At 70.2% G+C, this 21,876-nt stretch carries 16 protein-coding genes; all 16 read right to left on the bottom strand.

Features of this window, described 5'->3' with window-relative positions; all coding sequences use genetic code 11:
• Positions 1-12 precede the first annotated feature (12 nt).
• The 16 genes from rplU to folC all read right to left on the bottom strand — a co-directional run bounded on the left by rplU (position 13) and on the right by folC (position 21,804).
• Complete coding sequence (gene rplU / locus OHA88_RS30125) at positions 13-333, bottom strand: 50S ribosomal protein L21 (RefSeq protein ID WP_073723125.1); 321 nt, start codon at positions 331-333, stop codon at positions 13-15.
• 195 nt (positions 334-528) lie between these two features.
• Positions 529-1,590 carry an iron-containing alcohol dehydrogenase family protein gene (locus OHA88_RS30120; RefSeq protein WP_326603703.1) on the bottom strand — a complete coding sequence of 354 codons (1,062 nt, stop codon included), beginning with the start codon at positions 1,588-1,590 and terminating at the stop codon, positions 529-531.
• Positions 1,578-2,330 (bottom strand): phosphocholine cytidylyltransferase family protein, encoded by a 753-nt coding sequence (locus OHA88_RS30115; protein ID WP_326814359.1) that lies wholly within the window; start codon positions 2,328-2,330, stop codon positions 1,578-1,580. The genes OHA88_RS30120 and OHA88_RS30115 overlap by 13 nt, the downstream gene beginning before the upstream one ends.
• A 269-nt stretch (positions 2,331-2,599) precedes the next feature.
• Positions 2,600-6,610 carry an Rne/Rng family ribonuclease gene (locus OHA88_RS30110; protein ID WP_328627821.1) on the bottom strand — a complete coding sequence of 1,337 codons (4,011 nt, stop codon included), beginning with the start codon at positions 6,608-6,610 and terminating at the stop codon, positions 2,600-2,602.
• Positions 6,611-6,842: 232 nt separating this feature from the next.
• Positions 6,843-7,625, bottom strand: coding sequence for a TIGR03936 family radical SAM-associated protein (locus OHA88_RS30105; protein ID WP_328627820.1), 783 nt, complete (start codon positions 7,623-7,625; stop codon positions 6,843-6,845).
• A gap of 123 nt (positions 7,626-7,748) precedes the next feature.
• A complete protein-coding gene (locus OHA88_RS30100; RefSeq protein ID WP_328627819.1) occupies positions 7,749-8,978 on the bottom strand; it encodes a hypothetical protein in 1,230 nt (409 codons plus the stop codon).
• 280 nt (positions 8,979-9,258) lie between these two features.
• The gene (locus OHA88_RS30095; protein ID WP_326603708.1) at positions 9,259-11,214 is read right to left on the bottom strand and encodes a TIGR03960 family B12-binding radical SAM protein; all 1,956 of its coding nucleotides are present in this window, start codon (positions 11,212-11,214) and stop codon (positions 9,259-9,261) included.
• A 50-nt stretch (positions 11,215-11,264) separates the two neighbouring features.
• Positions 11,265-12,806 (bottom strand): CYTH and CHAD domain-containing protein, encoded by a 1,542-nt coding sequence (locus OHA88_RS30090; RefSeq protein ID WP_328627818.1) that lies wholly within the window; start codon positions 12,804-12,806, stop codon positions 11,265-11,267.
• Positions 12,807-12,867: 61 nt separating this feature from the next.
• Positions 12,868-14,058, bottom strand: a complete 1,191-nt coding sequence (rodA, locus tag OHA88_RS30085) for a rod shape-determining protein RodA (protein WP_267005206.1) — start codon at positions 14,056-14,058, stop codon at positions 12,868-12,870.
• On the bottom strand, positions 14,058-16,232 hold the full coding sequence (gene mrdA / locus OHA88_RS30080) for a penicillin-binding protein 2 (RefSeq protein ID WP_328627817.1): 2,175 nt from the start codon (positions 16,230-16,232) through the stop codon (positions 14,058-14,060). The genes rodA and mrdA overlap by 1 nt, the downstream gene beginning before the upstream one ends.
• Positions 16,233-16,293: 61 nt before the next feature.
• Positions 16,294-16,956, bottom strand: coding sequence for a rod shape-determining protein MreD (gene mreD / locus OHA88_RS30075; RefSeq protein ID WP_030921244.1), 663 nt, complete (start codon positions 16,954-16,956; stop codon positions 16,294-16,296).
• 11 nt (positions 16,957-16,967) lie between these two features.
• Positions 16,968-17,987 carry a rod shape-determining protein MreC gene (gene mreC / locus OHA88_RS30070; protein ID WP_326603712.1) on the bottom strand — a complete coding sequence of 340 codons (1,020 nt, stop codon included), beginning with the start codon at positions 17,985-17,987 and terminating at the stop codon, positions 16,968-16,970.
• A 109-nt stretch (positions 17,988-18,096) separates the two neighbouring features.
• On the bottom strand, positions 18,097-19,116 hold the full coding sequence (locus OHA88_RS30065; RefSeq protein ID WP_267005202.1) for a rod shape-determining protein: 1,020 nt from the start codon (positions 19,114-19,116) through the stop codon (positions 18,097-18,099).
• Positions 19,117-19,408: 292 nt separating this feature from the next.
• Complete coding sequence (gene ndk / locus OHA88_RS30060) at positions 19,409-19,822, bottom strand: nucleoside-diphosphate kinase (RefSeq protein ID WP_267005201.1); 414 nt, start codon at positions 19,820-19,822, stop codon at positions 19,409-19,411.
• A gap of 112 nt (positions 19,823-19,934) precedes the next feature.
• Positions 19,935-20,276: a DUF4233 domain-containing protein gene (locus OHA88_RS30055; RefSeq protein ID WP_326603713.1), complete on the bottom strand. Its 342-nt coding sequence runs from the start codon at positions 20,274-20,276 to the stop codon at positions 19,935-19,937.
• A gap of 4 nt (positions 20,277-20,280) precedes the next feature.
• Positions 20,281-21,804, bottom strand: a complete 1,524-nt coding sequence (folC, locus tag OHA88_RS30050; RefSeq protein WP_328627816.1) for a bifunctional tetrahydrofolate synthase/dihydrofolate synthase — start codon at positions 21,802-21,804, stop codon at positions 20,281-20,283.
• Between the last annotated feature and the right edge of the window lie 72 nt (positions 21,805-21,876).

Genomic DNA, 21,876 nt, shown 5'->3' with positions numbered 1-21,876 from the left:
TTTCTCAGTCCCTTACTTCGCAGCCGCGGGGATACCGGTGACCTTGATCGCCGTGTACTGCTGGCGGTGACCCTGGCGACGGCGGTAGCCGGTCTTGTTCTTGTAGCGAAGGATGTCGATCTTCGCGCCCTTGTGGTGGTCCACGATCTCGGCCTGAACCTTGATCCCGGCCAGCACCCACGGGTCGCTGGTCACGGCGTCGCCGTCGACCACGAGCAGGGTCGAGAGCTCGACCGTGTCACCAACCTGGGCAGTGGGAATCTTGTCAACCTCAACGATGTCACCGACAGCAACCTTGTGCTGGCGGCCACCGCTGCGCACGATGGCGTACACGCGGATCTCACTCTCGCTCGGAACGGAATCCTCTGATGCCAGCCGCTCACACGGGTCCGAAGACCCGCGACGATCCGGATTGGACGAGCGGCCTCTCCCGTACGAGCGGGAGGTCAGTGCTCAGAGGTGTGGCGAACAAACGCCGACGGTCAAGGCTACGGGGCCTTGGACAGCCGGTCAAACCGGGCCCCTGATTCAGGCCTCGACAGCCTTCACGTACTCGGCGTAGGCATCCCGGATCCCGTCCGCGGACAGGTTCAGGTGCTCCAGAATCGTGTAGCGCCCCGGCCTGGTCTGCGGAGCGAATTCGACCACCGAGACGAACTCGTCCGCGGTGAAGCCGATCTCCTCGGCCAGCACGGGCAGGCCGTGGCCCCGCAGCGTCCGGGCCATCTGTACGGACTCCTCGCGGGCACCGCGCAGATGCATCGCGAACGCCGCGCCCAGACCGCACTGCTCGCCGTGGCTGGCGGCACGCTGAGGGAAGAGCAGATCGAAGGCGTGGTTGATCTCGTGGCACGCGCCGGAAGCGGGGCGGCTGTCGCCCGCGACCGACATCGAGATACCGGTGATCACCAGCCCTTCGGCCAGCACCTGCAGGAAGCTGTCGTCCCCGATGCCGCCGGGGTGGCGCAGCACCGCCTCACCGGCCTGGCGGGCCATCGCGGCAGCGAGGCCGTCGATGTCCTCGCCCTTGACCTCATGGGCGAGCTCCCAGTCCGCGACCGCGGAGATGTTGGAAAGCGCGTCGCCGATCCCGGAGCGCACGAACCGGGCCGGGGCCTCGCGGATGATGTCGAGGTCGATCAGGACCGCGATCGGGTTCGGGACACCGTACGAGCCACGGCCCGCGTCGTTGTCCAGTGTGGCGACCGGCGAGCAGAGACCGTCGTGGGAGAGGTTCGTCGCCACCGCGACCAGCGGCAGCCCGACACGCGCCGCGGCGAACTTCGCACAGTCGATGATCTTGCCGCCGCCGAGGCCCACCACGGCGTCGTAACGCCCGGACTTCATGGCCTCGGCGAGCTTGATCGCGTCCCCGAGGGAGCCGCCGCCGACCTCGAACCAGGAAGCACTCGGCAGGCTCGACGAGAGCCGCTCGCGCAGCGCCTGACCGGACCCTGCGCTGATCGCGACCGCCAGCTTCCCCGAGCTGGAGATCCTCTGGTCCGCGAGGACGCTCGCGAGATCGGCCAGGGCACCCGCGCGGATATCGACGACGATCGGCGCCGGTATGAGGCGGGTCAGTACTGGCACGCGATCCTCCTGCCCTTGGCGAGGTCCTCGTGGTTGTCGATCTCGACCCACTGGATGTCGCCGATCGGCGCCACGTCGACCTTGAAGCCGCGGTTGACGAGCTCCTGGTAGCCGTCCTCGTAGTACAGGTCCGGGTCGCGCTCGAAGGTCGTCCGCAGCGCGTCCGCGAGCTCGTCGGCCGCATCGCCCTCGATGAGGGTGACACCGATGTACTCGCCCGTCGCGTCCGCCGGGTCCATCAGCTTGGTGATCCGCTGGACGCCCTTCTCGGGGTCCACGACGACCTTCATCTCCTCGTCGGCGAGCTGCTTCACCGTGTCGAGGGCAAGGATGATCCGCTTGCCGTCACCGCGTGCGGCCAGCAGCGTCTTCTCGACGGAGACCGGGTGCACGGTGTCGCCGTTGGCGAGGATCACGCTGTGCTTGATCGAGTCGCGGCCGCACCAGAGGGAGTACGCGTTGTTCCACTCCTCGGCCTTGTCGTTGTCGATCAGCGTGATCGTGACGCCGTACTTCGCCTCAAGAGCCTCCTTGCGGGCGTACACGGCCTCCTTGCGGTAACCCACGATGATCGCGACCTCGGTCAGCCCCACCTCGGCGAAGTTGCCCAGCGTCAGATCGATGACGGTGAGGCTCTCCTCGTCGCCCTCGGGGCCTACCGGCACCAGGGCCTTCGGAAGGGTGTCGGTGTACGGGCGCAGACGCCGTCCGGCACCGGCTGCGAGTATCAGGCCGATCATGAAGGTTCTCCTTGCTTCCTGGGTCGTGCTCTACGAGCTCATTGTCCGGTCGCGGCGCGTCCGACGACGGCCCGAGGACAGTTGCCTCGGTCACGTGAGCGAAGCCGCCCCGGCCGGGTCCGGTCCCGCGCAGTCTCCGAGGACCGGGGCGGGTGCGGCAGGTGCACCGGACGCATGCCGACCGGCCACTCGTACGGGCCGGTCCGGATGCGTCCGCTGCTGCAGAGGTCGGGCCTGGTCGGGCCCGACCTCTGCAAAGCCTGCGGCGACTACTGCTCCGCCGCCGCCGTCTTCTTCGCCGCCGCCTTCTTGGCCGTCGTCTTCTTCGCGACGGTCTTCTTGGCAGCCGTCTTCTTGGTGGCTGCCTTCTTGGCGGTGGCCTTCTTGGCGGTCTTGCGGGCCGTCTTCTTCGCCGGGGCCTCGGCCTCCGCGGTCTCCGCGGCTTCCGGGGCAACGGCGGTGGCGTCGGCCGGGGCCGGTGCGGCCTCGGGCTTCGGCTCGGTGGAGCCCGTCACCACGACGACCTCCGCACCGTCCGCACCTGCGGGCGAGCCCGCGGGGGCGGTGACCTTGCGGGTCACCCGGCGCCGGGCACGCGGCGGGGCGGCCACCTCCTCGGGTGCGGCCTCGGCCACCGGGGCCTCGACCACCACGGCCTCGGCAGCAACCACGTCCGCTACGGGCAGCGGCGCCTCGACCGGCTCGCCGGCCGCGGCCGGCGAGCCCGCCGGAGCGGTCGCCTTGCGGGTCGCCCGACGGCGCGTACGGCCCTGCGGAGCCTCGGCCACCGGGGCCTCGACAACCGGCACGGGCTCGGTCACCGGCTCCGGCTCCACGACCGGGGTGGGCTCGGGCGCCGTCCTCGGGGCGCCGGCCGGGGCCGTTGCCTTGCGGGTCGCGCGCCGACGGCCACGGCCGCGCGAAGCGGCCGCCTCGGCCTCGGCCGGGCTGCTGTACAGCTCCTCGTCCGGTACGAACTCCGGCTCGGGAAGTGCCACCGGAGCGGCGACCTCGGCAGCCACCTCGGCCTCGGTCTCCACCTCGGCCTCAACGTGCTCGTGCTCGTGCTCGACGAGAGCCTCGGGCTGCTCACCGACGCCACCGCGGCCGCGCTTCTTCGCACGCTTGCCGTTGCCGCCGCCACCGACCGTGGTCGGCTGCTCCATGTGCACGATCACGCCGCGCCCGTTGCAGTGGACACAGGTCTCGGAGAAGGACTCCAGCAGACCCTGGCCCACCCGCTTGCGGGTCATCTGGACCAGGCCCAGCGAGGTGACCTCGGCGACCTGGTGCTTCGTACGGTCGCGACCCAGGCACTCCAGCAGACGCCGCAGCACCAGATCCCGGTTGGACTCCAGGACCATGTCGATGAAGTCGATGACGACGATGCCGCCGAGGTCGCGCAGCCGCAGCTGGCGCACGATCTCCTCGGCCGCCTCCAGGTTGTTCCTGGTGACGGTCTCCTCGAGGTTGCCGCCCTGACCGGTGAACTTGCCGGTGTTGACGTCGACGACGACCATCGCCTCGGTCTTGTCGATCACCAGCGAACCGCCGCTGGGCAGCCAGACCTTGCGGTCCAGCGCCTTCATCAACTGCTCGTCGATCCGGTAGGTCGCGAAGATGTCGACCTCGGAGGTCCACCTCGACAGACGGTCCGTCAGGTCGGGGGCAACGTGTGCGACGTAACCGTGGATGGTCTCCCACGCGTCGTCACCGCTGACGATGACCTTCGAGAAGTCCTCGTTGAAGATGTCGCGGACGACTCGGACCGTCATGTCCGGCTCGCCGTAGAGCAGCGTCGGCGCGTTGGCGCTGCCGTTGCTCTTCGACTTCTTCTGGATGTCCTCCCACTGCTGCTGCAGCCGCTCGACATCGCGGCGCAGCTCGTCCTCGCTCGCACCCTCGGCGGCGGTGCGCACGATGACGCCCGCGTCCTCGGGGACGATCTTCTTGAGGATGGTCTTCAGCCGGGCGCGCTCCGTGTCGGGCAGCTTGCGGCTGATACCGGTCATCGAGCCCTCGGGCACATAGACCAGGTAACGGCCGGGCAGCGAGACCTGGCTGGTCAGACGGGCGCCCTTGTGGCCGATCGGGTCCTTCGTCACCTGGACGAGGACGGACTGGCCGGACTTCAGCGCGGTCTCGATCCGACGCGGCCCATGGGCCATGCCGAGCGCCTCGAAGTTGACCTCACCGGCGTACAGGACGGCGTTGCGGCCCTTGCCGATGTCCACGAAGGCAGCCTCCATGGACGGCAGTACGTTCTGCACCTTGCCCAGGTAGACGTTGCCGACGTAGCTGGTGGCCTGCTCCTTGTTGACGTAGTGCTCGACGAGCACGTTGTCCTCGAGGACGCCGATCTGGGTGCGCTCGCCGTTCTGACGGACGACCATCACGCGCTCGACGGCCTCGCGGCGGGCCAGGAACTCCGCCTCCGTGATGATCGGGACGCGCCGGCGCCCCTGCTCACGGCCTTCGCGGCGACGCTGCTTCTTCGCCTCCATACGGGTCGAGCCCTTGATGGACTGGACCTCGTCGAAGCCGGTGCCGGGCTCGCGCTCGGCTTCCTTCTTCCGGGGCTCACGGACCTTGACGACCGTACGCTCCGGGTCGTCCGTACCGGCTTCGGCCTCGGGCGAGGCGTCACCGCTGCGACGACGGCGACGACGCCGGCGACGGCTGCTGCTGGAGCCGGAAGCGGACAGCTCGTGGTCCTCTTCCTCCTCCTCGTCGGCCTCGTGCTCTTCCTCGGACGTGTCGGCGGCGTGCTCGTCGGCGTGCTGCTCCGCGGCTTCTTCGCCCTCGGTCGACTCACCGCGGCGACGGCGACGGCCACCGCGACGGCGACGGCGCGAGGGCCGGTCCCCGTACTCGTCCGACTCCTCGCCCTCGTGCTCGGCCTCGCCTTCGGCCTCCAGCTCGTGCTCGTCCTCGGCCGGCTCCTCGACCGGGGCGGCGGGCGCGGGCGTCCGCTCGGCGACCGGCTCGGTCTCGGCGGCCTCGCCACGACGGCGGCGACGCCGACGGGAGCCGCCCTGCGGCGCGGCCTCGGCGACGGGGGCCGCCTCGGCAGCGGCCTCCTCGGTCACGGCGGTCTCCTCGACCGTCTCGATCTCTTCCTCGGCCTCGTCGTAACGCGAGGGGGTGCCGGCGGCCGCAGCCGCGGCTGCGGCGGTCTCCGGGGTCTGGAACATCGGCTCGGCGAAGACCGGCGCCTGGAAGACGGCCACGGCCGGGCGCGTCGCGCGACGGCTCTTACGGGCGGGCTCCTCGACCTTTCCGGTGAACTCCGGCCTGCCCGCGGCGGCGGTGGCCCGACGGCGCTGACGGCCACGCGGCGCGGCGCCCTCGGCCGCCTCCTCGGGCTCGGCGGCCGGCTCCTCGGCGGCAGCGGCCTCGACCGGGGTCTCGGTGACGATCTCGGCAGGGGCAACGGCCTCGGCGGCCTGCGGCGCACCCGCCGGAGCGGTCGCCTTACGGACCGCCCGACGACGGCCGCGCGGGGCCTCCGGCTCAGCGGCCTCGGCGACCGGTGCGGCCTCCACGGTCTCACCGGTCCCGGTGTCGGCCGGCGTGGTCTGCGGCGTACCGGCCGGAGCGGATGCCCGGCGGCGGGTACGGCGGGGCGCCTCGGCCACGACGGGCTCGGCGACGGCGGGCTGCTCGGGCGCCTCGGTCTCGACGGCCGGGGTGGGCTCGACGACCTCCACGGCCTCGGCGGCCGGCGGAGCACCTGCCGGAGCGGTGGCCTTGCGGGACGCCCGGCGACGCGCACGCGGCGCCTCAGCGGTCTCAGGGGTCTCTTCGACCGGGGCGGCCTCGGTCTCGGCGACCTCGGCGGTCTTCTCGGCCTTCGGCGTACCCGCCGGAGCGGTCGCCTTACGGGTCGCCCGGCGACGCGCACGCGGCGCCTCAGCGGCCTCAGCGGTCTCTTCGACCGGGGCGGCCTCCGCAGCCTCTGCGGGGGCAGCGCTCGTGGAGGTCTCCACGACCTCGGCGGCCTCCGGCGCACCCGCGGGGGCGGTCGCCTTGCGGACCGCACGGCGACGCGTACGTGCCGGCGGTGCGGCCTCCGCCTCGTCGGCGGCGACGGTGGTGTCGGACACTGCGGCGTCAACGGCCGGTATGGCCGGCGCCGCAGCCTCCGAGCCGGCGGCGCCCGACGGCGGACCGGCCGGGCGGGAGGCGGCACGGCGCCTGCGGCGCGGCGGCAGCTTGTCCCCGGGGGTGTTGTTCTCTTCGGCGTTCCCGGTCGTGCCGGGCTCGTTCGGTTCGAGCATGCGGGCGGTTCTCCCGTCACGCTCCCGGGCGCCACGCCTGATTCCGGTCCGGCACGGTCCGCATGGAAAACGCGGTACCGCCGTCCGGGGCGCGGGCGCCGCACGGGAGCTGAATGTCTGGCTCGCCGGTTCCGTACGCGATGTACGCACGGCCTGGCGAAAGTCTTATGGGTCAGCGCGCTGCCCGACCCAGGTGGCTCCCGAGTCCGAGGACTGCGCTACAACGACCGCCTTACGCGGAACCTGCACCTTCCGGCGCCGTCGCGACGGCGGTCCCGGTGGCCGTGGGTAGCACGGTCGGGGCTGCCTCGCGGTCGGGCGCGAGCGGGTCGGTCACCGTGCCGGACTCCTCGTCGAAGAGCCCCTGCGCCAGCCTGGTCACCGCTGCGGGGACCGGCGGCGCCAGGTCGGCCACAACGCGGAGACCGGACAGGACGTCGTCAGGTCGCACGGCAGGTGTCACGTGCCGAACAACCAGCCGCAGTATCGCACAGGGCTTGTCCTCCGGCCTATCAGCCCGGGGATCGACGGCTTCCAGGTCCGCGACAGCGGCGCGGGCGTCGAAGGTCCGCATGCCGTTCTTCGTGCGGCGCTGGACCTCGACGCTCTCGGCGCCGAGGAAACCGGCGACGGCCTTCTCGACGTCCTCGAACGGGACCCCGTCGAGCCGCATCTCCCAGACGGAGGCAGTCAGCCGATCGGCGAGACCCGAGGTGCGGGCCTCCACGGCGTCGGTGATGTCGAGGCCGTCCGGGAGCGACGCGTCGAGCAGGTCGCGCAACGTGTCGGGATCCCGACGTTCGGCGAGGGCGATCTCCAGGAACTCGGCCTCGCTGCCCGTGCCGGTGGGTGCGGCATTGGCGTACGACACCTTGGGATGCGGGGTGAACCCCGCCGAGTAGGCCATGGGCACCTCGGCGCGGCGCAGCGCCCGCTCGAAGGCGCGCTGGAAGTCGCGGTGGCTGGTGAACCGGAGGCGGCCGCGCTTGGTGTAGCGCAGTCGGATGCGCTGCACTGCCGGTGCGGGCGGCGGGCCTTCGGGCTGTCGCTTGCCCAGTGGTTCTTCTCCTCGGTGCGGAGCGGACGCGGTGGCACGCCGCCCTCGAAATACGGGTGGCCCGGGGGTGTCCGGTCCGGCTCACCCCTGCTTTCGCAGGGAGATCTCTGGTTCGGGCGCCGCGCTGGGCACAGTCGTTGTACTACCCAGAGTACGCGCAAGGGGGGCCACCGGTTCCCGGGGCTCGGGGACCGGGCCCCGGCCGACCAGCGCCCGCCATGCGTCGCGGCGGGCCTGGCGCACGGTCTCGCGTGCGGTGCGCAGGGCATCGCGGGCCGCGCGTCCCGCCTCGACGGCGGCGCGTGCGGCCGGGGCCCAGACCATGTCGCGTACGAAGTGTCCGACGGGTGTGCACACCGTCCGGTAGGTCCAGGCCACCGGGGCGCCGATGAGATACCACGCCAGCCGGGCGAGAGCGCGGCCGACGGCCCGCGAGACGTGTCCGGCAATGCGCCAGGCGACACCGATCGCGGTGGCGATCTCCCGGCCGACCGGGGCGAGGACCCGCCGCCGGATCCACCCCACGGGGGTGACGAGGACCGTCACGACCAGCCAGGCGACGGCTGTGCCCAGCCCCCGGGCCGCCGCGACGAGGCCGCGCGCCACCACGCCGGCCAGCCAGGCGATGCCGTGGCCGAGCGGGGTGAGCAGTTCCCGGTACGTCCAGGCCAGCGGCGCGACGATCAGGTACTCCGCGAGCCGGCCGAGGGTGAGCGCGAGCGGGACCAGGACGTACCGCCACACGCCGACCACCGGCCACACGAAGAGAGCGGTGAGCAGCCGGCCGATCGCGGTGGCGACGCCCCGTCCGGCGGGGACGAGCAGTACGCGGTACACCCGGCGCAGCCCGTGCCCGACCGGGATGAGGACCGACGCGTAGAGCCACACCGCCGGCGCGACGATGCCGTATCGGACCACGGGCACGACCGCGTACCGCCACAGCGCCACCCACGGCCACACGAGGACGGCCGCGCCCAGCCACCGCAGGCCCCGGCCGACCACGGCGGCCAGCCACCGCAGTCCGTGCCCCAGCGGAGTGAGGACCGACTCGTACAGCCGGACCAGCGGGATCACCACGAGGACCTGGCACAGCCACGTCAGCGCCCGGCCCACGGGGCGCAGCAGCATCCGGTCGGCGGCGCGGGAGGTGGCGACGAGCGCGTCCCAGACCATCCGTACGGGCAGGACGATCACGAGCACCACGATCCGTACCGGAATCCTGATGAGCGTGGTCAGACAGCCGTCGCCGGACTCGTAGTGCGCAGGCGCCTGATGGTTGCCGTACGCGCGGGGCTGATTCTCCTGGTCCATGCCGGACAGGACGCGAAGACCCGGCCCAGGGTTTCCCGGGCCGGGTCTTCGTCATCGAGCTGTCACCCGAACCGTGCCGTCCGGGGCCATGCGGTCTGCGCGCTCGGCGCTGAGTGCTGTGCAAGTCGTCGAGCAGGCACGGGACTTGGCGAGGATGTGGCCTCGGCCGTACCCCCGCGGCGGATCCCGGTGCCCAGGGCTGCCGTCGCACCCGGCCACCCTCTCGGCCTCACTCGCCCCCGCCAGGGCATGACTCACCCGACCGAGTGCCTCGCTCGCCTCAGTGCGCGTGCCCGCTGGGAGCAGGCGCGGCGTTCTTGACCGCCAGCGGCAGCAACTTCTTGCCGGTCGGCCCGATCTGGATGGACGTGTCCATCTGCGGACACACGCCGCAGTCGAAGCACGGGGTCCAGCGGCAGTCCTCGACCTCGGTCTCGTCGAGCGAGTCCTGCCAGTCCTCCCAGAGCCAGTCCTTGTCGAGACCGGAGTCCAGGTGGTCCCAGGGCAGGACCTCCTCGTAGGTGCGCTCACGGGTGGTGTACCAGTCGACGTCCACCCCGAACCCGGGAAGCGTCTTCTCGGCACACGCCATCCAGCGGTCGTACGAGAAGTGCTCGCGCCAGCCGTCGAAACGGCCGCCGGCCTCGTAGACGGCGCGGATGACGGAACCGATGCGACGGTCGCCGCGCGAGAGCAGGCCCTCGACGATGCCGGGCTTGCCGTCGTGGTACCGGAATCCGATCGAGCGGCCGTACTTCTTGTCGCCGCGGATCTTGTCGCGCAGCTTCTCCAGGCGGGCGTCGGTCTCCTCGGCACTGAGCTGCGGGGCCCACTGGAACGGGGTGTGCGGCTTGGGTACGAAGCCACCGATGGAGACGGTGCAGCGGATGTCGTTCTGCCCGGAGACCTCGCGGCCCTTGGCGATCACGTTGACCGCCATGTCGCCGATCTGGAGGACGTCCTCGTCGGTCTCGGTGGGCAGGCCGCACATGAAGTACAGCTTCACCTGGCGCCAGCCGTTGCCGTACGCGGTGGCGACGGTCCGGATGAGGTCCTCTTCCGAGACCATCTTGTTGATGACCTTGCGCATGCGCTCGGAGCCGCCCTCGGGGGCGAACGTGAGGCCCGAGCGGCGGCCGTTGCGGGTCAGCTCGTTGGCCAGGTCCACGTTGAACGCGTCGACGCGGGTGGAGGGCAGCGAGAGGCCGATCTTGTCCTCGGTGTACCGGTCGGCGAGACCCTTGGCGATGTCGCCGATCTCACTGTGGTCCGCGGAGGACAGGGACAGCAGGCCGACCTCCTCGAAGCCGGTCGCCTTGAGACCCTTCTCGACCATTTCGCCGATGCCGGTGATGCTTCGCTCCCGCACGGGGCGCGTGATCATGCCGGCCTGGCAGAAACGGCAGCCGCGGGTGCAGCCGCGGAAGATCTCGACGGACATCCGCTCGTGGACGGTCTCGGCGAGGGGGACGAGGGGCTGCTTCGGGTACGGCCACTCGTCGAGGTCCATCACGGTGTGCTTGGAGACCCGCCACGGCACGCCCGACTTGTTCGGCACGACGCGGCCGATGCGGCCGTCCGGGAGGTACTCGACGTCGTAGAACCTCGGCACGTAGACGCCGCCGGTCTTCGCGAGCCGGAACAGCACCTCCTCGCGCCCACCGGGGCGGCCTTCGGCCTTCCAGCCGCGGATGATCTCGGTGATCTCCAGGACCGCCTGCTCGCCGTCGCCGATGACCGCGCAGTCGATGAACTCCGCGATCGGCTCGGGGTTGAAGGCGGCGTGGCCGCCCGCGAGCACGATCGGGTCGTCGAGGCCGCGGTCCCGGGCGTCGAGGGGGATGCCCGCGAGGTCCAGGGCGGTGAGCATGTTGGTGTAGCCGAGCTCGGTGGAGAAGCTCAGCCCGAAGACGTCGAACGCCTTCACCGGGCGGTGGCTGTCCACGGTGAACTGCGGGACCTTGTGCTCGCGCATCAGCTCTTCGAGGTCCGGCCAGACGCTGTACGTGCGCTCGGCCATGACGCCGTCGCGCTCGTTGAGTACCTCGTACAGGATCATGACGCCCTGGTTGGGCAGTCCGACCTCGTACGCGTCCGGGTACATCAGAGCCCAGCGGACGTCACACTCGTCCCACGGCTTGACGGTGGAGTTCAGCTCACCGCCGACGTACTGGATGGGCTTCTGCACATGCGGGAGCAGAGCTTCGAGCTGTGGGAAGACCGATTCGACAGACATCGCGAACTTTCGAGAGCCGGCAGGGGTGACCATCCAGCGTACCCCGGTGCTCAGCCTTCCAGCGCCGCCCGCAATTTCGGCCGGGACGCCCGTTCCCATACCTCGGGAAGCTCCTGCTCGCGGGCGGCGGCGGTCGCCTCCTCGTGCCCGTACAGCAGTCCCCAAGTGAATGCGGTCTCCCCCGCGGCGTGCGCCTGGGCGGCCAGTGTGCGCAGGGCGTCGCGGGCGACGACGCTGTCCTGGTGGTCGCCGAGCACGGTCTGTACGGCCTTCATCCGCCGGGCGAACTTCTTGGCGGGGCGGCCCAGCGCGACGGTCGCCGCCTCCCCCGCGTACCGGGCGCGTTTCGCCGCCTTGCGGGCGTCGTGCATGGCGAGGTCGCGGTCGGGACCGGGCCGGAGTTCCAGGGCGTGGCCGATACGGGTGGCGAGGCGCTCGTAGTCCCGCAGCACGGCGCGGGGCAGTGCGTCCTCGGGGGCGTGGGCCGCGGCGGGCAGCAGCGGCGGCGCGGCCTGGAGTGCGTCGAGGCTTTCCAGGAGAGCCAGGTAGCGCTTGCCGTCGAGTACGCCGACGGTCCGGCGACGGGAGCCGGCCCGCCGGGCCACGGACCAGATCCGGAGCCGGCTGCGGACGGGGCCGAGAACCAGGGTGCGGGGCAGCTCGGCGATCCGGGCGCGCAGGCGTTCGTCGAGGACCTCCTGGTCGCGGTCGATTCCGAGCTCTGCCGCCAGCCATTTCAGTTCGTCGCCGACGGGGTCGGTGACGGTGCGGTCGAGGATCTTCCGGTACGTCCTGAAGGCGCTGCGCAGTCTGCGGGTGGCGACCCGCATCTGGTGCACGGAGTCGGGGAGGTCGCGGCGTACGGCGGGGTCGAGGGCGACGACGGCGGTGATCTGGTCGCGCACGTAGTCCATGACGTGGTCGCCCGCCGTCCGGGGCCGTGGTGCGGTCTTCTTCGCGGTGCGCTGCTTCTTCGGGACCGTCTTGTCTCTCGGGGCTGTCTCGGCGAGAGCCCGGGCCAGTTTGGAGGCCGATGCGGACGGCTTCACGCCGGCCTTGCGGAGCCGGTGTTCGACGGCGTCGAGGAAGGCGGGGTCACCGTCGTCGGCGAGTTCGACCTCGATCTCGGTCCAGGCCGCTGTGCCGCTGCCGCCCGCGAGCCGAACGGCCCGGACCTCGTCGACACTGAGTTCGGCGAGGAGCGACCCGTCGGGGCCGAGCAGATGGTGGACGTCGCGCGAGGAATGCAGTCGGACGACGGGGACGAGTTCCGTCTCCCTGACCCGGGAGCGCAGGAGCGCGGCGAGGCTGCGCGGGAGGGTGTCGGAGAGCGGGGCCCGGATCTCGTCACGGATTCCATGGGCGACGGGGAATTTGACGTGCCAGCCCGCGTCGTCGCCGCCGGTGCGGCGACGCAGGGTGAGGGAGTCGGCGGCGAGCCGCTGGTCCTCGGTGTCGTAGTAGACGGCGTCGAGTTCCATGACGCCGCAGTGGTCCACGGCCGCGACCCCGGCCACCCGGGTGAGCTCGGGGAGCCGGGTGTCGACGGTGGCTTCGTACTTCCGCTCGATTTCGCGCTTCGAGTCCGCCATGCACCGAATCTAGACGCGTTTGCCGCCGCCCGGCAGGGGGCCCGGCGGATGGGTCACCTGCTCAGGCCGTTATCGGCCGCTGCATCCTGATCGACTGGAGCAGTCCGATGGCCACCCAGACGGCGAACATGGACGACCCTCCGTACGACACGAACGGCAGGGGGAGTCCGGCGACGGGCATGATGCCGAGCGTCATGCCGATGTTCTCGAACGCCTGGAAGGCGAACCAGGCGATGATTCCGGCGGCGACGATCGTGCCGTACAGCTCGGTGGTCTCGCGGGCGATCCGGCAGGCGCGCCACAGGACGATGCCGAGGAGGACGAGGATCAGTCCGGCGCCGAGGAAGCCGAGTTCTTCGCCCGCGACGGTGAAGACGAAGTCGGTCTGCTGCTCGGGGACGAACTGACCGGTGGTCTGGGTGCCCTGGAAGAGGCCGGTGCCGGTGAGTCCGCCGGAGCCGATCGCGATGCGGGCCTGGTTGGTGTTGTAACCGACGCCCGCCGGGTCGAGTGCCGGGTTGGCGAAGGCGGCGAAGCGGGCGATCTGGTAGTCGTCGAGCAGACCGAGCTGCCAGACGGCGACGGCTCCGGCCACGCCGGCGCCGAGGAGGCCGAAGATCCAGCGGTTCGACGCCCCGGAGGCGAGGAGCACGCCGAGCACGATGACGGCCATGACCATGACGGAGCCGAGGTCCGGCATTCCCATGACGATCACCATGGGGAGGAGCGCGAGGCCCAGCGCCTTGGCGACGGTCCGGTGGTCGGGGTGCACCTGGTCGCCCGCGTCGACGCGGGCGGCGAGGACCATCGCCATGACGAGGATGATGGTGATCTTGGTGAATTCGGACGGCTGCAGGGAGAAGCCGCCACCGATGATGATCCAGGCGTGGGCGCCGTTGACGGTGGCGCCGAGCGGGGTGAGTACGGCGAGGACCAGGAGCACCGAGAGGCCGTAGAGGATCGGGACGGCGCCGCGCAGGGTGCGGTGGCCGAGCCAGATCGTGCCGACCATCAGGGCGAATCCGATGCCGGTGTTGAGTGCGTGCCGGAGCAGGAAGTAGTACGGGTCCCCGTGGGTGAGGGCGTCGCGGCCGCGGGTCGCGGAGTAGACCAGGGCGGAGCCGATGAGGGAGAGCGCGATGGCGGAGCCGAGGAGCGGCCAGTCGAGCCGGCGCACGACCGAGTCGCGGGCGGTGAGCCGGCCCCAGGCGGAACGCTTGGGGGCGTACCGGGAGACGGAGAAGCCGGACATCAGTCACGCCTCCCGAGCACCGCGGCGAGTGTCTGCTCCGCCGGGACCTTCTGCGAGTCCGGGTCGTAGGGCTTGATCGTCGGGGAGTCGATCGAGCCGTCGTGCTGGATCTTGGGCAGGGACTTCTGCGGGGTGGGCAGCAGCGCCTTCTTGAGATCCTGCTTGCCGGAGTCGTCGAGTCCGTAGAGCGCGTCGTAGATGTTGCGGACGGCAGGCCCGGAGGCGCCGGAGCCCGTACCACCCTGGGAGATCGTCATGACGATCGAGTAGTCCTTGGTGTACGTCGCGAACCACGAGGTCGTCTGCTTGCCGTAGACCTCGGCCGTGCCCGTCTTGGCGTGCATCGGGATCTTGTCCTGCGGCCAGCCGCCGAACCTCCAGGCGGCGGTACCGCGGGTCGCGACGCCCGCCAGCGCCCCCTCCATCTCCTTCAGGGTCTTGGCGCTGACCGGCAGCTTGCCGTGGGACTTGGGCCCGATCATGCTGACGTGCTTGCCGTCGGGGCTGACGATCGCCTTGCCGACGGTCGGGTCGTAGAGCGTGCCGCCGTTGCTGATGGCGGCGTAGATGGTCGCCATCTGGATCGGGGTGACGAGGGTGTCGCCCTGACCGATCGAGTAGTTGATCGAGTCATAGGCGTGCAGCTTCATGCCTTCGAGGCAGTTCTCGTGGGCGAGCACGGTGTTGAAGTCCTTCTTCTTGGGCCACTTCTTGGCCTGTTCGCACCACGTGTCCTTGTTGGCCTTCCAGAAGTCCTTCTTCCACTGGCGGTCGGGGACGCGGCCGGTGACCTCGTTGGGGAGGTCGATGCCGGTCTCCTTGCCGAGGCCGAACTGGTGGGCGGTCTTGAAGAACCAGTCCTTGGCGTTCTTCTTCGGCTTCATCCCGCCGTCCTTCTGCCACTGCTGGTAGCCGAGGGCGTAGAAGACGGTGTCGCAGGAGACCTCGAGTGCCTGGCCCAGGGTGATGGGGCCGTGGCTCTGCGATTCGAAGTTCTGGTAGGTGTGGCCCTCGGCCGTGTACGAGCTGCCGCAGGTGTAGTGGCCGTCGAACGGGTAGCCCGCCTGGATGGAGGCCGCGGTCGAGACGACCTTGAAGATCGAGCCCGGAGCGGCCTGACCCTGGATGCCCCGGTTGAGCAGCGGATAGTTGGACTTCTTGCTGGTCATCCGGGCGTAGTCCTTGCCCGAGATGCCGCCGACCCAGGCGTTGGGGTCGTAGTCGGGCAGGGAGGCCATCGCGACGACGCGGCCGGTCTTGGCTTCCATCACGACGACGGCGCCGGAATCCGCCTTGTAGTTCTCGTTGGTGTTCTTGTCGAACTGGGTGCGGGCGACCTTCATCGCGTCGTTCAGCTCGTACTCCGCGACGGCCTGGACCCGGGCGTCGATGGAGGTGACAACGCTCGATCCGGGCTCGGCCTTGTCGTCCTTCGCCTGGCCGATGACCCGGCCGAGGTTGTCGACCTCGTAGCGGGTGACGCCGGCCTTGCCGCGCAGTTCCTTGTCGTACGTACGCTCCAGGCCGGAGCGGCCGACCTGGTCGGAGCGGAGGTACGGCGAGTCGGTGTCCTTGGCCTTGGTGATCTCTTCGTCGGTGACGGGCGAGAGGTAGCCGAGGACCTGGGCGGTGTTGGCCTTGCCGGGTGCGGCGTAGCGGCGTACGGCGGTGGGTTCGGCGGTGATGCCGGGGAAGTCCTCGGCACGTTCGCGGATCTGGAGGGCCTGCTGGGTGGTGGCCTCGTCGGTGACCGGGATCGGCTGGTACGGCGAACCGTTCCAGCAGGGCTGCGGGGTCTTCGCGTCGCAGAGCCGGATCTTGTCGAAGACGTCCTTCGGCTTCATGCCGAGCACATCGGCGAGGCGGGTCAGGACGCCCTTGCCGTCGTCGTCCATCTTCATCAGATCGGTGCGGTCGGCGGAGACGACCAGGCGGGTCTCGTTGTCGGCGAGGGGCACTCCCCGCGCGTCGAGGATCGAGCCGCGGACCGCGGGCTGGACGACCTGCTGGACGTGGTTGTTCTTCGCCTCGTCGGTGTACTCCTGGCCGTTGCGGATCTGGAGGTACCAGAGGCGGCCGCCGAGCGTCAGCAGCAGGGAGAAGACGAGGACCTGGATGATGATGAGCCGGATCTGGACCCGCTGGGTCCGGCCCGTCTCCGGGATGTTGCTCACGGGGCGCCCCCGGTAGTGGTCGGGCCGGGGGTCCGGGGGGTGTCCCCGGCGAGGTTCAGCCTCACAGTCGCTTGACTCCCTTGATCCGTCCGGCCCGTGCCGCTCTGCTGCGGGCAGCCTTCAAACGCAGTCCGCCGCGCGGGCCGCCGATCCTGAGTCCGGTGCCGGAGGAGAGCCAGCCCGCGGCCATGTCGCCGCCGCTGGAGGACTCGGAGAGCGGGTCGTTCTCGGTGCGTCTGGCGAGCGCCATGATCAGTGGAACGGTGAACGGCGCGAGGAGCAGATCGTAGACGGCTGCGGTGAACAGCAGGCTGCCGAGGCCGACATGACGGGCGGCGGTGTCCCCGACGAGGGCGCCGACGAGGGCGTACAGCAGGGTCGACCCGATCGCTGCGGCCACCACGGCGGCCATCGGGACGAACGCGGACTTGAGCCGGCCGTTGTCCGGCCGGACGAGTCCGGCGCAGTAGCCGATGACGCAGAGGACCAGGGCGTAGCGTCCGGCGGCGTGGTCGGCGGGCGGTGCCAGGTCGGCGAGGAGTCCCGCGCCGAAACCGATCAGGGCGCCGGCGACATGTCCGTACACGAAGGCCAGACCGAGGACGACGAGGAGCAGCAGGTCGGGGACGGCGCCGGGGAGCTGCAGTCGGGCGAGTACGGAGACCTGGACGACGAGGGCGATCACGACCAGGGCGGTGGAGAGCAGAGTCCTGTTGAAGCGCATGGGGATCAGCTCTACCTCTGCTCGTTGACCGCGTTGCCGGTGGATCCGGTGGGGCTCGGACTCCCGCTGGGGGTCCCGTTGACGTTCCCGACCACCTTGCCGTTGGTGTCGACGATGTCGCCGTTGGGCGAGATCGTGACGGTGACCGTCGGGGTGGGCTTCGGCTTCTCGGCCTTCTTCGGCAGGACCATGTCGCGGGGGTCCTCGCGCGGTGCCTGGACGACGATGCCGACGATGTCGAGCTTGCTGAAGGCGGCGTACGGGCGGACGTAGACGGTACGGGTGAGGTCACCGCCCGACGGGTCCACGCGGACGACCTCGCCGACCGGGACGCCCGGCACGAACGGCTTGCCCTTGCTGGAGCCGAAGGTGACCAGCCGGTCGCCCTTCTTCACCTTGGCCTTGCCGTTGAGGAACTGGACGGACAGCGGACGGTCGCCCTGGCCGGTGGCGAAGCCGAGCTCGTCGGTCTTCTCCATCCGGGTGCCGACGGTGAAGTCGGGGTCGTTGGCGAGGAGCACCGTCGCGGTGTCCGGGCCGACGGTGGTGACCCGGCCGACGAGCCCGTCGCCGTTGATGACGGTCATGTCGCGCTTGATGCCGTCGTCGGAGCCGGCGTCGATCGTGACGGTCCAGGAGAAGCCCTGGGCCGCTCCTATGGCGATGACCTCGGCAGCCTTGATGCCGTACTGCCCGGCGGACGATTTCTTCAGCAGCTTGTCGAGTTCGCGGACCCGGCTGCGGTTGCGGTCGTCGCTGCCGAGCTTCGCCTTCAGCGCGGCGTTCTGCTGTTCCAGGACGGCGATCCGGTCGTGTCGTGCACCGGATGCACGGATCGCCCCTATGGCGTTGCCCACCGGATCGACGGCTGCCGCGACACCTTTCTCGACCGGCCCGAAGGCCGTTGCGGCCGCCTGCCGGGCGCCGTCCACCGGTGACTCCTCGCCGCCGCGGATGTCCACCGTAATCAGTGCGAATGCGATGGCGATCAGCAGAACCAGGAGCAGCCGGCTCTCTCGTGTGTCCCTCACGTGCGGCGGCCGTGCCTTCCTCGTCGGGATGTTCGTGTCTGTATATCAACGATCCGCCGTACGGGGCGGCAGCGCCCGTACGGCGGACCGCTGTGTTGTCGACCCGGTATTACCTGCGGGGCTGGGCGTCCAGCACCTGCTGGAGCGCCTCGAACTCCTCGACACACTTGCCTGATCCGAGCGCCACCGAGTCCAGCGGATCCTCGGCGATATGGATCGGCATGCCGGTCTCCTGGCGCAGCCGCTCGTCCAGTCCGCGCAGCAGCGCACCGCCGCCGGTGAGGACGATGCCGCGGTCCATGACGTCACCGGAGAGCTCCGGCGGGCACTTGTCGAGCGTCGTCTTCACGGCGTCGACGATCGCGTTGACCGGCTCCTCGATGGCCTTGCGGACCTCGGCCGCGGAGATGACCACGGTCTTGGGCAGTCCGGAGACCAGGTCGCGACCGCGGATCTCGGTGTGCTCGTCCTTGTCGATCTCGTACGCCGAGCCAATGGTGATCTTGATCTGTTCGGCGGTCCGCTCACCGAGGAGCAGCGAGTACTCCTTCTTGATGTGCTGGATGATCGCGTTGTCCAGCTCGTCGCCGGCGACCCGGATCGACTGGGCAGTGACGATTCCGCCGAGCGAGATGACCGCGACCTCGGTGGTGCCGCCGCCGATGTCGACGACCATGTTGCCGGTGGCCTCGTGGACCGGCAGGCCCGAGCCGATGGCGGCGGCCATCGGCTCCTCGATGATGTGCACCTGGCGCGCACCGGCCTGCGTAGACGCCTCGATGACGGCGCGTCGCTCGACCCCGGTGATGCCGGAGGGAACGCAGACGACGACACGCGGGCGGGCCAGGTAGCGGCGCTTGTGGATCTTCAGGATGAAGTAGCGGAGCATCCGCTCCGTGATCTCGAAGTCGGCGATCACGCCGTCCTTCAGGGGCCGCACGGCAACGATGTTGCCGGGCGTGCGCCCGATCATCTTCTTGGCCTCGGAACCGACTGCCAGGATGCCGCCGGTGTTGGTGTTGATGGCCACGACGGACGGCTCGTTCAGAACGATGCCGCGCCCCCTGACGTACACCAGCGTGTTGGCAGTCCCGAGGTCGATAGCCATGTCACGGCCGATGAACGACATTGAGTTCCCCTTGTTCCCCATGAGGATGCGTCGGGCCTTCCCAAGAAAGCGATGATGGCTTGTTTTTGGTAGGCGAAGTGAGCGCTGCGGGCGTGGAAGATTCCATCGTAGTGCCGTATGCACGGACACCGCGCGAGGGGCCTTCGCCAGTTTGGGCGGAACGGGTGGCCGTTCCACTCATGGTGACGCTACGTCGGAGGGATGCGTTCCCCCGATCGGCGGTCATATGCCGAAGGGCGACCGAATTACTTCGGTCGCCCCAGGTCATCAGCGCTGTTCGGCTGATCCGAGGTCAGGAAAGTCCCGGAAAGAACAGCTTCAGTTCTCGCTCTGCGGACTCCTCGGAGTCCGAGGCGTGGATGAGGTTCTCGCGGGTGATCGTCCCGAAGTCGCCACGGATCGATCCGGGCGCGGCGGCGATCGGGTCGGTCGGGCCCGCCAGGGCGCGGACGCCCTCGATGATCCGCTCGCCCTCGGCGACCAGGACGACGACCGGGCCGGACTGCATGAACTCGACGAGCGGCTCGTAGAACGGGCGGCCGACGTGCTCGGCGTAGTGCTGCTCCAGGGTCGCACGGTCCAGCGTGCGCAGCTCCAGCGCGGTGACCTGCCAGCCGGCCTTGCGCTCGATCCGGCCGACGATCTCGCCGATCAGCCCACGCCGGACGGCGTCGGGCTTGAGAAGGACGAGGGTGCGCTGAGTCATGTGCGGCTCCTTGAAGGCATGCGGGTGCGGTGAGGCGAGATTACAGGGCTACGCGGACGGGCCAACGGCCGGGTTTGCCCGCCGTGACCGGCTTCGGCCGGCCGCCGAGGTCCTAGCTGGTCGCTTCCTGCGCCGCCCAGCGGGCCTTGGCCTCATCGATCTTGCGCCCGTAGTGCACCGAGGCCCACCAGAGGGCGCCGAAGAGCAGACCGAGGATGTACATCATCGGGATGAAGAACCCGCCGGCGACCAGCGCGATCTGCAGCGCCCAGCCGAGCTGCACGCCGCCGGGGCGGGTGATCACGCCGCAGAGCAGGACGGACAGCAACATGCCGATGCCGCAGACCGTCCAGACGGTGGCGCTCGACAGGTCGTCGGACTTCATGGCGACGAGTCCGGCGAAGCCGATCACGAAGAACTCGCCGATCAGCGTCGATGCACAGAGCGTACGCACAGGGTCAGTGCCTTCCCAGAAGCAGCCGGGCCTCGCCGACCGTGATCACGGAACCGGTGACGAGTACGCCGGCGCCCGCGTACTCGTTCTCCTCCTCGGCGAGGGTGATCGCCGCCTCCAGCGCGTCGTCGAGGCGCGGTTCGACCTGGACACGGTCACCGCCGAAGACCTCGACCGCGACGGCGGCCAGCGCGTCGGCGTCCATCGCGCGGCCGGTGGAGTTCTGTGTGATGACGACCTCGGCGAAGATCGGCTCGAAGGCTTCGAGGAGCCCCCGGACGTCCTTGTCGTCGCTGGCGCCGACCACGCCGATCAGCCGGGAGAAGCCGAATGCCTCGGACAGCCCGTCGGCGGTGGCGCGGGCACCCGCCGGGTTGTGGGCAGCGTCCAGGACCACGGTCGGGCTGCTCCGTACGACTTCGAGGCGGCCGGGCGAGCGCACCGAGGCGAAGGCCCGGCGGATCGTCTCCTGGTCGAGCGAGCCGGACTGCTCGGCACCGATACCGAAGAACGCCTCGACCGCGGAGAGCGCCACCGCCGCGTTGTGCGCCTGGTGGGCGCCGTACAGCGGGAGGAAGATCTCCTCGTACTCGCCACCGAGGCCACGCAGTGTCAGCAGCTGTCCGCCGACCGCGATCTCGCGGGAGACGATGCCGAACTCCATGCCTTCGCGGGCGACCGTGGCGTCGACCTCCACGGCCTTCTTCAGCATCACCTGGGCGGCGTCGACCGGCTGCTGGGCCAGGATGACCGTGGCGCCCTGCTTGATGACTCCAGCCTTCTCACCGGCGATCTCGGCGGGCGTGGTGCCGAGCCGGTCGGTGTGGTCCAGCGAGATGGGGGTGACGACGGCGACCGAGCCGTCGATCACGTTCGTCGCGTCCCAGCTACCGCCCATGCCGACCTCGACGACCGCGACATCGACCGGTGCGTCGGCGAAGGCCGCGTACGCCATGCCGGTCAGCACCTCGAAGAAGGAGAGCCGGTACGGCTGCTGGGCGTCGACCATCTCGACGTACGGCTTGATGTCCTGGTACGTCTCGATGAACCGCTCGGGGTCCATCGGCGAGCCGTCCAGGCTGATCCGCTCGGTGATCGACTGGACGTGCGGCGAGGTGTAGCGGCCGGTGCGCAGGTCGAAGGCGCCGAGCAGCGCCTCGATCATGCGTGCCGTGCTCGTCTTGCCGTTGGTGCCGGTGATGTGGATCGAGGGGTACGCGCGCTGCGGCTCGCCGAGCACGTCCATCAGCGCGGCGATGCGCGCCACCGAGGGTTCGAGTTTGGTCTCACCCCAGCGGCCGGCGAGCTCCTGCTCCACCGCGCGCAGCGCCTTGTCCACCTCCGGGTCGGCGGGGCGGGCGGGGACCTCGTCACCCGGGACCGGTCCCGAGGCGGTGCGCAGGGTGCGGCTGCCGGCCTCGATCACCGCCAGGTCGGGGTCGCGTTGGGTCGCTTCGTCGACGATCTCCGCGAAGGTGTCGTCGGACTCGGACGCGTCGTGCCGGTCGGAAGGGCGGGGCTCACTCACGGGGCCCAGTCTACGGACCGGGACGGACATCCGGCGCAGCGCCCGGGCAATGGGCACGAATGGGCGCCCGTA

This window comes from Streptomyces sp. NBC_00353 (genome assembly GCF_036108815.1).
In the GTDB taxonomy this organism is placed as follows: domain Bacteria; phylum Actinomycetota; class Actinomycetes; order Streptomycetales; family Streptomycetaceae; genus Streptomyces.
Note: the sequence above shows the minus strand (reverse complement) of the source record. Positions and strands in the feature narration are given on the sequence as shown.

Bases quoted from the DNA above. Each gene is read 5' to 3' on its own strand.
- OHA88_RS30115 (WP_326814359.1), bottom strand. From the start codon at position 2,330: ATGATCGGCCTGATACTCGCAGCCGGTGCCGGACGGCGTCTGCGCCCG.
- OHA88_RS30110 (WP_328627821.1), bottom strand. From the start codon at position 6,610: ATGCTCGAACCGAACGAGCCCGGCACGACCGGGAACGCCGAAGAGAAC.
- OHA88_RS30100 (WP_328627819.1), bottom strand. From the start codon at position 8,978: ATGGACCAGGAGAATCAGCCCCGCGCGTACGGCAACCATCAGGCGCCT.
- OHA88_RS30095 (WP_326603708.1), bottom strand. From the start codon at position 11,214: ATGTCTGTCGAATCGGTCTTCCCACAGCTCGAAGCTCTGCTCCCGCAT.
- OHA88_RS30090 (WP_328627818.1), bottom strand. From the start codon at position 12,806: ATGGCGGACTCGAAGCGCGAAATCGAGCGGAAGTACGAAGCCACCGTC.
- rodA (WP_267005206.1), bottom strand. From the start codon at position 14,058: ATGTCCGGCTTCTCCGTCTCCCGGTACGCCCCCAAGCGTTCCGCCTGG.
- mreD (WP_030921244.1), bottom strand. From the start codon at position 16,956: ATGCGCTTCAACAGGACTCTGCTCTCCACCGCCCTGGTCGTGATCGCC.
- OHA88_RS30065 (WP_267005202.1), bottom strand. From the start codon at position 19,116: ATGTCGTTCATCGGCCGTGACATGGCTATCGACCTCGGGACTGCCAAC.
- ndk (WP_267005201.1), bottom strand. From the start codon at position 19,822: ATGACTCAGCGCACCCTCGTCCTTCTCAAGCCCGACGCCGTCCGGCGT.